We start from the raw sequence: 8523 nt of genomic DNA, 5'->3' as shown, positions 1-8523 counted from the left end.
CCGTCAGCGTCGCCGCCGCCGACGAGCCCTCCTCCAGCAGGTGCGCCTCGGGCCCGTCCTCGCCGAGCAGCCGGACCAGCACCCGCAGCGCCGTCGGGCGCCGCGCCGGGTCCTTCTCCAGGCACGCCGCGACCACCGCGCCGACCTCACCGCCGAGCACGCCCAGCGCGGGCGGCGCGTACAGCACCCGATGCATGATCGCCGGGACGGTGTCGGTGCCGAACGGCGGCGCCCCGTTCGCCGCGTAGGCCATGGTGCAGCCCCACGCGAACATGTCCAGCGGCGGCCCGCCCGCCGCGCCGGACACCTGCTCGGGCGCCATGTACGCGGGCGTGCCGACCGCGCCCGTCATGGTCGCGGACGTGGCCTCCAGCGGCCGCGCGATGCCGAAGTCGATGACCTTCGGGCCGTCCGGGCCGAGCAGCACGTTCGCGGGCTTGAAGTCGCGGTGTACGACGCCCGCCTCGTGGATCGCCGCCAGCGCCGTCGCCGTGCCGATGGCGAGCCGCCGCAGCTCCGGCTCCGGCAGCGGCCCGCGCCCGCCGACGAGCTCCCGCAGCGACGGCCCGTCGATGTACTCGCTGACGATGTAGGGCGCGTCGCCGCCGGCCTCCGCCGCGAGCACCCGCGCCGTGCAGAACGGCGCGACCCGCCGCGCCGCCGACAGCTCCCGCTCGAACAGCGTCCGGGCCCGCTCGTCGCCGTCGACCGCCGCGCGCAGCACCTTCACCGCGACGCGCTCGCCGTCCTCGGACTCGCCGAGGTAGACGGTCCCCTGCGCGCCCTCGCCGATCAGCCCGGTCAGCCGGTACCCGCCCGTCTCGCGCGGGTCGTTCGGACGCAGCGGCCGTGGCTCCGCCATGCGCGGACCTCCAAGACAAGCGGGGCTGGAAAGCCTACCGATCTTTTCCGGGACTCCTCCGCCGGAAGCGGTCACGTCGGCGCCGCGCGATCCGTCAGTGCGGTGGACGACCCGATCGGCCTGAGGAGACCGTGATGAGCAAGCTGGACATGACGTCGATGTACACCTTCCACGACGCGCTGCGCCGGGACCTGCGGCACATCGCCGAGGTCACCGCCCGCCCGGACGACGACCCCCGGCGCGTGCTGGCCACCGCGGCGGGCTGGGAGCTGTTCAAGAAGGCGCTGCACGCCCACCACACCGCGGAGGACGAGGCGCTGTGGCCGGTGATGCGCGAGGCCCTCGCCGGACGCCCGGACGGCCTGGCGCTGCTGGACGCGATGGAGGCCGAGCACGCCGCGGTGGACCCGGTGATCGAGGCGATCGACGCGGCGCTCGCCGACCGCGAGTCCGGGCCCGCGCGGCTCGGCGAGCTCGCGGACACCCTCGCGACCGCGCTGGGCGGGCACCTCAAGCACGAGGAGGACGAGGCGCTCGCGCTGATCGACGCGACGCTGTCCGAGGCGCAGTGGGTGGAGTTCGGCCAGGCCAGCGGGAAGTACGTGGGGCCGGACGGCCCGCGCGTCATCCCGTGGATGCTGGACGGCGCGTCCGAGAGCGCGGTGGCGGCGATGCTGGCGCCGCTCCCCGAGCCGGTCCGCGCGGCCTACACGAACGAGTGGGTCCCCGCCTACCACGCCCTCGACCTGTGGCCCGCGCGCGCCTGAGGCCGTATCGACGCGAGTCGATCCCGCCGAGGAGAACGAGCACGTCCTCCTCGGCGTGGGCCGGTCAGGGGGTGGTGTTGCGGGCGTGCTCGGCCAGTTCGAGGTCGATGAACGCGCCGATCATCGCCCGCCACACGGCCTCGGCGACGTCGGGGGACAGGCCGGCGGACGCCGCGCGCTCGCGGGCCAGGGCGACGACCTGCTCGACGCGGCCGGGCGCGCGGACGGCGCCCGCGTCGGCCTTGAACGCCGCCGCGGCCCGGACGAGCGACTGCCGCTCGGCGAGCAGCCGGACGAGGTCGCCGTCGATCGCGTCGATGCGGGCGCGGACCTCGGAGAGGGAATCCATGCCGGGATCCTGGCAGGAAGGCCCGCCGGCCGTCACTTCGAGGACGCGGCGATGAGGTCCCGGTACCAGCCGTAGGACCTCTTCGGGGTCCGCTTCTGTGTCTCGTAGTCGACGTGGACGAGCCCGAAGCGCGGGTGGTACCCCTCGGCCCATTCGAAGTTGTCCAGGAGGGACCAGGCGTAGTAGCCGCGGATGTCGATGCCGTCGTCGATGGCCGTCCGCATGGCGGCGATGTGCGCGTCGAGGAACTCGATGCGGGCCGTGTCGTCGACCGTGCCGTCGGGGCCGACCTCGTCGGGGAACGAGCAGCCGTTCTCGGTGATGTAGAGCGGCGGCAGCCCGTTCGAGTACCGCCCGCGAAGCGCGCGCAGCAGGGACAGGAACGCGTCGGGGACGATCGGCCAGCCCATTCCCGTCACCGGGTACCCGGTGACGTCGACCATGTCGAAGGGGAGAGGGCCGTCCGCGGGCGGCGCCTTCAGGCGGGTCGGCTGGTAGTAGTTCACGCCGAGGAAGTCGATCGGCGACGCGATGACCGACATGTCCAGGTCGTGGACGTACGGCGCGAGGCCCGGGCCGCCGAGCGCGCCGAGGTCGGGGTAGGCGCCGGACAGGACGGGATCGGTGAACATCCGGTTCATGAAGCCGTCGAAGGCGAGCGCGGCGTCGCGGTCGGCGGCGGACGACGGGTCGGCGGGCCAGGCGGGCGAGTAGTGGTTGGCGAGCCCGACGCGGCGGGCGCCGCGGCTGCGCAGCGCGGTGACGGCGAGGCCGTGCCCGAGGAGCTGGTGGTGGGCGGTCGGCAGCGCGTCCAGCATCAGGGTCCGGCCGGGCGCGTACACGCCGAACGCGTACCCGTAGGCCATCACGACGACCGGCTCGTTCAGCGTGATCCACATGCCGACGCGGTCGGCGAGGCGGTCGGCCGCGCGGTAGGCGAACTCGGCGAACCGGTAGGCGGTGTCGCGGTTCATCCAGCCGCCGGCGTCCTCCAGCGGCTGCGGCAGGTCCCAGTGGTAGAGGGTGACCGCAGGGTCGATGCCCGCGGCGAGCAGCGCGTCGACGAGCCGGTCGTAGAAGTCGAGGCCGCGCGGGTTGGCGGCGCCGCTGCCGGACGGCTGGACGCGCGGCCACGCGATGGAGAACCGGTAGGAGTTCACGCCGAGCTCCCGCATCAGCGCGACGTCCTCCGGCCACCGGTGATAGTGGTCACAGGCGACGTCGCCGGTGTGGCCGTCCCGCACCCGGCCCGGCGTGTGAGCGAAGACGTCCCAGGTCGACGGCCCGCGGCCGTCCTCGTGCACGGCGCCTTCGACCTGGTAGGCGGCGGTCGCGACGCCCCAGCGGAAGCCCTCCGGAAGCCCCATCCGTCCCTTTCCCCTAGACGCGAATCGTCTTCGGACTTTACGGGGCGGGGTGGTCGCGGCGGAAGGGTCCCGTGACCGCGGGGTGGGGAACGGCGCACGGGCCATGACCGAGCATGGCCCGTTCGGGTGACAATGGTGGCGTGACCGAGATCCGCACACCGCTCCGCCGACGTCCCGCCCAGCGCCGCAGCGCCGAACGCGTCCAGCGGATGCTCGACGCGTGCGCGGACATCCTCGACGAGGACGGCTACGACGGCCTCACCACCACGCGGATCGCGCAGCGCGCCGAGGTCGCGATCGGGTCGGTGTACCAGTTCTTCCCGGACAAGCGGGCCGTCGCGCAGGCGCTCGCGCTGCGCAACCTGGAGGTGTTCGGGCAGCGGATCTCGGCGCGGCTCGCGGCCGGCGCGTTCGCGGACTGGTCCGACACCGTCGGCGTGATCATCGAGATCTTCGTCGAGATGCACCGCACCGTGCCGGGGTTCCGGGTGCTGCGCTTCGGCGACGTCGCCGACGTGAACCTGCTCGACTCCGACGCCGACAACAACGCGGTGGTCGCCGACCGGCTCCGCGAGATGATCGTCGAGACGTTCGGCGTGCAGGACACCCCCGGCCTCGCCACCGCCCTCGCCATCGCGGTGGAGGCGGGCGACGCGGTGCTGAAGATGGCCTTCCGCCGCGACCCGGACGGCGACCCGCTGATCGTCGCCGAGGCGGAGCGGCTGATCCACGGCTACCTCGCGGGGCACATCCAGGAGGCCTGACCGGCTCCTCCCGCCGGCCACCCTTTCGTATTTCGCCCGGATATCGCCCTCAGCTCGCCCTTTATGGCAGACTCGCGCGAAAACGCGACGGGACGAGGGTGAGTTCGCTGGACGCAGAGCGGCTCCAGGCGCAGAACCGGCTGCTGATCCGGCAGCGGATCCGCCTGATGGTGAACCAGTACGAGGTGCACGCCGAGACCCCGGACGGCGGGGAGGGGGAGCTGCTCGCGTTCGCGCAGCAGAAGCGGCTGGCGTTCAAGGAGCAGGTGACGCTCTACGCCGACGACTCCAAGACCCGCCCGATCCTCGGCTTCAAGGCGCGCAAGCGCATCGACCTGGCGTCGGCCTACGACATCACGGACGCGGACGGGCGCCCCATCGGCGTGTTCCGCAAGGACTTCAAGAAGTCGCTGATCGCCTCGACGTGGCATCTGGAGCAGCCGGGCCTCGGCGTGACGACGGGCAGCGAGCGCAACAAGTTCGTCGCGGTGCTGCGCCGCGTGTGGGGTTTCATCCCGTACGCGGAGAACCTGCCGTTCGCGTGGCCGTACCACTTCGACTTCTACGCGGGGGACCAGGTCGTCTTCTCGGTGGAGAAGAAGTTCGGCCTCCGCGACCGGTACGTCGTCGACATCAAGGACCCGCGCCTGGACCGCCGCCTCGTCGTCGCCCAGGCCGTCGGCCTCGACGCCCTCCAGTCCCGCTGACCGCCGACCCGGGCCCGCGGGCGGGGGACGCGGCTACAGCCAGCCCTGGGCGCGGGCCGTGTGGACGGCCTCGATGCGGTTGCGGGCGCCGACCTTGTTGATGGCGGACGACAGGTAGTTGCGGACGGTCCCCTCCGACAGGTGCAGCCGGCCCGCGATGTCGGCGATCGTGGAGCCGTCCGCGCCCGCGTCCAGCACGTCGCGCTCGCGCGGCGACAGCGGGTTCGGGCCCGCGCTGAGCGCGGCTGCGGCGAGCGCCGGGTCGATGACGCGCTCGCCCGCGACGACCCGGCGGATCGCGGCGGCCAGCTCCTGCGCCGGGCCGTCCTTCACCAGGAACGCCGACGCGCCGGCCTCCATCGCGCGGCGCAGGTAGCCGGGGCGGCCGAACGTCGTCAAGATCATGATCTTGCAGTCGGGCACCGCGGCGCGGATCTCCGGCGCGGCGGCGAGGCCGTCCCGGCCCGGCATCTCGATGTCCAGCAGCACGACGTCCGGCCTGGTCCGGGCGGCGACCGCGACGGCCTCCTCGCCGCCGGACGCCTCGCCGACGACCTCGAGGTCGGCCTCCAGGCCGAGCAGCGCGGCCAGGGCGCCGCGCACCATCCTCTGGTCCTCGGCGAGCATCACGCGGATCACGTGGCGGACTCTACCGCCGCCCTTTCCGCGCCGAGCGGGCCGAGCGGGACGCGCACCGCCAGCCGGAACCCGCCGCCGTCGCGCGGGCCGGCCGCCACGGTCCCGCCCGCGTCCGCGACCCGCTCGGCGAGGCCCTCCAGCCCGTGCCCCGGCGCGTGCCCTTCGGCGGCCGCGCCGCACCCGTCGTCGACGATCTCCAGGGTGGCCTCGCGGTCCGTCCGGCCGACGGTGATCGTGACGCGGCGGGCGCGGGCGTGCCGGACGACGTTGGTGACGCCCTCCCGGACGGCCCACCCGAACAGCCCGTCGACCTGGTCGGGCAGCGGCGCCGGCGGGCGCCGCACGACGGCCTCGACCTGGGCGGCCGCCAGCACCGCGCGGGCGCCGTCCAGCTCCTCGGCGAGGTCCCGCTGCCGGAAGCCGGAGATCGCGGCGCGGACGTCGGCGAGCGACTGGCGCGCCACCGACTCGATGTCGCTCACCTCCGCCATGGCGCGGGCGGTGTCCCGCTCGCCGAGCCGCCGCGCGAGCTCGCTCTTCAGCACGATCAGCGACAGGCTGTGCCCGAGCAGGTCGTGCAGGTCGCGGGCGATGCGCAGGCGCTCGTCGGCGGCGGCGAGCCGGGCGACCTCGCCGCGCGCGACGCGCAGCTGCTGGACGAGCGTGCGCGCGTGCCGGAACCCGACCATCATCAGCCCGAGCGACAGCGAGGTGATGGCGATGACCGGCAGCGCGCCCCGGGCGCCGTCGATCAGCAGGCACTGCACCGAGGCGAGCGCGGTCGCGCCGCCGATGCCCCACAGCACCCAGTCCATCGGCAGCGCCATCGCGCAGATCATCGACAGGTAGACGGGGGTGCCGACCCACTCGTCCCCGAACGCGACCGGCAGGGCGGCCGTGACCAGCGCGAACGCGGTGAGCAGCGCGTACGTGAGCCGCCCGACCGGGTCGACCCAGCTGCGCATGCTCAGCGGCGTCGCGTAGTACAGGCCGATGAAGGCGCCGAGCCCGAGCACGGCGAGGGCGAGCCGCGTCCCGCGGTAGCCGGCGACGACCTGCACGAGCGGGATCATGTAGATGAGCCCGAACGAGGACCAGAACGCGCGCCGCCGCCGGGACCGGCCCGGGTCGGGGCCGTCCAGATCTTCGCTGTCGAACAACCTCGTGGTCATGGCGCCTGAATCGTATGCCGATGCGCAGGTCGGGGGGTTAGTGAGCGTTGTCGTGGGTCCGGGATGACTTTTGTCATGGTCACCTTGCCCGCGCCTGGGGTCTGGCCTCCCCGCGCTTTACATGTTACGAAGGTATGTAAAGCGGTGGGCGGAGCACACCACGCGTCGCGACGGTGCGGCGCCACCCCGAGGAGGATCCCCCAGTGAGTTCCTACGACCTCTACTCCACGCCCGTGCCCACGGAGACGTGGAACGTACCGATGGCGGGCGACGCCCGGTTCACCTGGGAGTACGACGACGGCCGCGACCGGCTGCTGAGCCTGTACCAGAAGGGCAAGGACAAGCAGTGGGACGCGACGAAGCGCATCGACTGGGACCTCGAGGTCGATCCGATCAACGTCGCCGGGCTGCCGGAGAACTTCAACCCCCTCATCGGCTCCGACATCTGGGACAAGATGTCACAGAAGGAGCGTGACGAGTTCGGCTGCCACCAGGGGTCCTGGCTGTTCAGCCAGTTCCTGCACGGCGAGCAGGGCGCGCTGAACGTGTCGGCGCGCATCGTCCAGTCCGTCCCGGACCTCGACTCGAAGTTCTACGCCGCCACGCAGACGATGGACGAGGCGCGGCACGTCGAGCTGTACTCCAAGTTCCTGCACGAGAAGATCGGGATGTACTACCCGATCAACCAGGACCTGGCGAAGCTGCTCGCCGAGTCGCTCGAGGACAGCCGCTGGGACCTGCCCTACCTCGGCATGCAGGTGCTCATCGAGGGCCTCGCGCTCGCCGCGTTCGGGCTCTACCGCGACATGTCGACGAACCCGCTGGTCAAGCAGCTGCTGGCGTACGTCATGCAGGACGAGGCGCGGCACGTCGCGTTCGGCCGGCTCGCGCTCAAGGACTACTACGCGCAGCTCACCGAGAAGGAGCGGGCGGAGCGCGAGGAGTTCGTCGTCGAGGGCTGCTACCTGATGCGCGACCGGTTCAAGGGCCGCGAGGTGTTCGAGCAGCTGAACATGCCGGTCGACAAGTGCATGGAATATGTCGACAACTCGGATATGTACACGCTTTATCAGTCGCTGCTCTTCAGCCGGATCGTCCCGTGCGTCCGGGACGTCGGCCTCTGGGGCGACAAGGTGAAGGCCGCCTATGCCGACATGGGCGTCCTCGACAATGCCAAGGCCGACCTCGAAGCGCTGATGCGGCAGGACGAGGAGATCGCCGAGAAGGTCGACGAGGAGAAGTACGCGGCCGAGCTGGCCGCCCGCAGGACCGAGGTCGACGAGGCCATCGCGCTCGGCGCGGAATGACGCCGGGGGCCGAGCGGCCCGCGCGCCGGGAGTAACGGCGCGGTGAAACGCGGGGACGTCCACGGGCGTCCCCGCGTCGCATTTCCGTAGATCTTTACCGGCCTCCCCTGATCGATTCCCGTATTCGGCATGCGCGCCATCCCGGCTGTACTAACGTGCCCGCTCGACGGTGCGCCGGAGAACGCACGCCACGGGCGCACGCACACCGCGCAGAGTCGATCCGAGAACCTCGGGGGAGAAAGACATGAACCGATCCGCCAGAAATCTGCTGGGCCTGTCCGCGGCGGTCCCGCTGGCCGCGGCGCTGGCCCTGCCGGCCGCGCCGGCGAGCGCCGTGCAGGGCCCGGTCGCCGACCTCGTCTACGGGACGGTCGGCCAGGTCGGCCCAGCGCTGCCGCCGGTGGCGGTGCCCGCCCCCGTCTCGGACACCGCGAGCCGCACCGTGGAGTCCGCGACCGGCGCCGCGGACGGCGCGCTCGCCAGCGCGACCCGCTCCGGCCGGCGCGCCGGCCTGCCCCGGAGCCTGCCCGTCTCCCGCACCGCGTCCGACGCCCGCGCCTGCCGCCTCGACCCGGTGAAGACCGTCGAC

10 protein-coding genes are annotated in these 8523 nt (G+C 72.7%); 5 read left to right on the top strand and 5 right to left on the bottom strand.

Annotation, left to right across the window (positions count from 1 at the left end; genetic code table 11):
• On the bottom strand, positions 1 to 862 hold an 862-nt coding region (locus tag F9B16_RS46540; protein WP_151546682.1), incomplete at its 3' end, for a serine/threonine-protein kinase.
• A 134-nt stretch (positions 863 to 996) separates the two neighbouring features.
• On the opposite strand from F9B16_RS46540, the gene F9B16_RS46535 reads away from it, so the two are divergent.
• Entirely contained in the window at positions 997 to 1629 is a 633-nt protein-coding gene (locus tag F9B16_RS46535) for a hemerythrin domain-containing protein (RefSeq protein WP_151546681.1), read from the top strand.
• Between the two features lie 64 nt (positions 1630 to 1693).
• On the opposite strand, the gene F9B16_RS46530 is transcribed toward F9B16_RS46535, so the two are convergent.
• Together F9B16_RS46530 and F9B16_RS46525 are read right to left on the bottom strand one after the other, a co-directional pair.
• A complete protein-coding gene (locus tag F9B16_RS46530; protein WP_151546680.1) occupies positions 1694 to 1978 on the bottom strand; it encodes a chorismate mutase in 285 nt (94 codons plus the stop codon).
• A gap of 32 nt (positions 1979 to 2010) precedes the next feature.
• Positions 2011 to 3345 (bottom strand): GH1 family beta-glucosidase, encoded by a 1335-nt coding sequence (locus F9B16_RS46525; protein WP_151546679.1) that lies wholly within the window; start codon positions 3343 to 3345, stop codon positions 2011 to 2013.
• A gap of 140 nt (positions 3346 to 3485) precedes the next feature.
• Between F9B16_RS46525 and F9B16_RS46520 the strand changes: the two genes are divergently transcribed.
• A complete protein-coding gene (locus F9B16_RS46520) occupies positions 3486 to 4109 on the top strand; it encodes a TetR/AcrR family transcriptional regulator (RefSeq protein WP_151546678.1) in 624 nt (207 codons plus the stop codon).
• A 98-nt stretch (positions 4110 to 4207) separates the two neighbouring features.
• Entirely contained in the window at positions 4208 to 4816 is a 609-nt protein-coding gene (locus F9B16_RS46515) for an LURP-one-related/scramblase family protein (protein WP_225992560.1), read from the top strand.
• 33 nt (positions 4817 to 4849) lie between these two features.
• Here the strand turns inward: F9B16_RS46515 and F9B16_RS46510 are convergent, their stop codons facing one another.
• Positions 4850 to 5455, bottom strand: coding sequence for a response regulator transcription factor (locus tag F9B16_RS46510; protein WP_225992559.1), 606 nt, complete (start codon positions 5453 to 5455; stop codon positions 4850 to 4852).
• Complete coding sequence (locus F9B16_RS46505) at positions 5452 to 6627, bottom strand: sensor histidine kinase (RefSeq protein ID WP_151546677.1); 1176 nt, start codon at positions 6625 to 6627, stop codon at positions 5452 to 5454. The genes F9B16_RS46510 and F9B16_RS46505 overlap by 4 nt, the downstream gene beginning before the upstream one ends.
• A 203-nt stretch (positions 6628 to 6830) precedes the next feature.
• Here F9B16_RS46505 and F9B16_RS46500 point away from each other — a divergent pair, with 203 nt between their 5' ends.
• Complete coding sequence (locus tag F9B16_RS46500; protein WP_151546676.1) at positions 6831 to 7934, top strand: ferritin-like domain-containing protein; 1104 nt, start codon at positions 6831 to 6833, stop codon at positions 7932 to 7934.
• Positions 7935 to 8178: 244 nt separating this feature from the next.
• Positions 8179 to 8523 (top strand): hypothetical protein (locus F9B16_RS46495; RefSeq protein WP_225992558.1); only part of this gene is annotated, 345 nt, incomplete at its 3' end.

The sequence above is a fragment of the Actinomadura montaniterrae genome (genome assembly GCF_008923365.1).
GTDB classification, from domain to species: domain Bacteria; phylum Actinomycetota; class Actinomycetes; order Streptosporangiales; family Streptosporangiaceae; genus Spirillospora; species Spirillospora montaniterrae.
Note: the sequence above shows the minus strand (reverse complement) of the source record. Positions and strands in the feature narration are given on the sequence as shown.

Coding starts and splice junctions, on each gene's coding strand:
- F9B16_RS46535 (WP_151546681.1), top strand. CDS start 997: ATGAGCAAGCTGGACATGACGTCGATGTACACCTTCCACGACGCGCTG.
- F9B16_RS46530 (WP_151546680.1), bottom strand. CDS start 1,978: ATGGATTCCCTCTCCGAGGTCCGCGCCCGCATCGACGCGATCGACGGC.
- F9B16_RS46525 (WP_151546679.1), bottom strand. CDS start 3,345: ATGGGGCTTCCGGAGGGCTTCCGCTGGGGCGTCGCGACCGCCGCCTAC.
- F9B16_RS46505 (WP_151546677.1), bottom strand. CDS start 6,627: ATGACCACGAGGTTGTTCGACAGCGAAGATCTGGACGGCCCCGACCCG.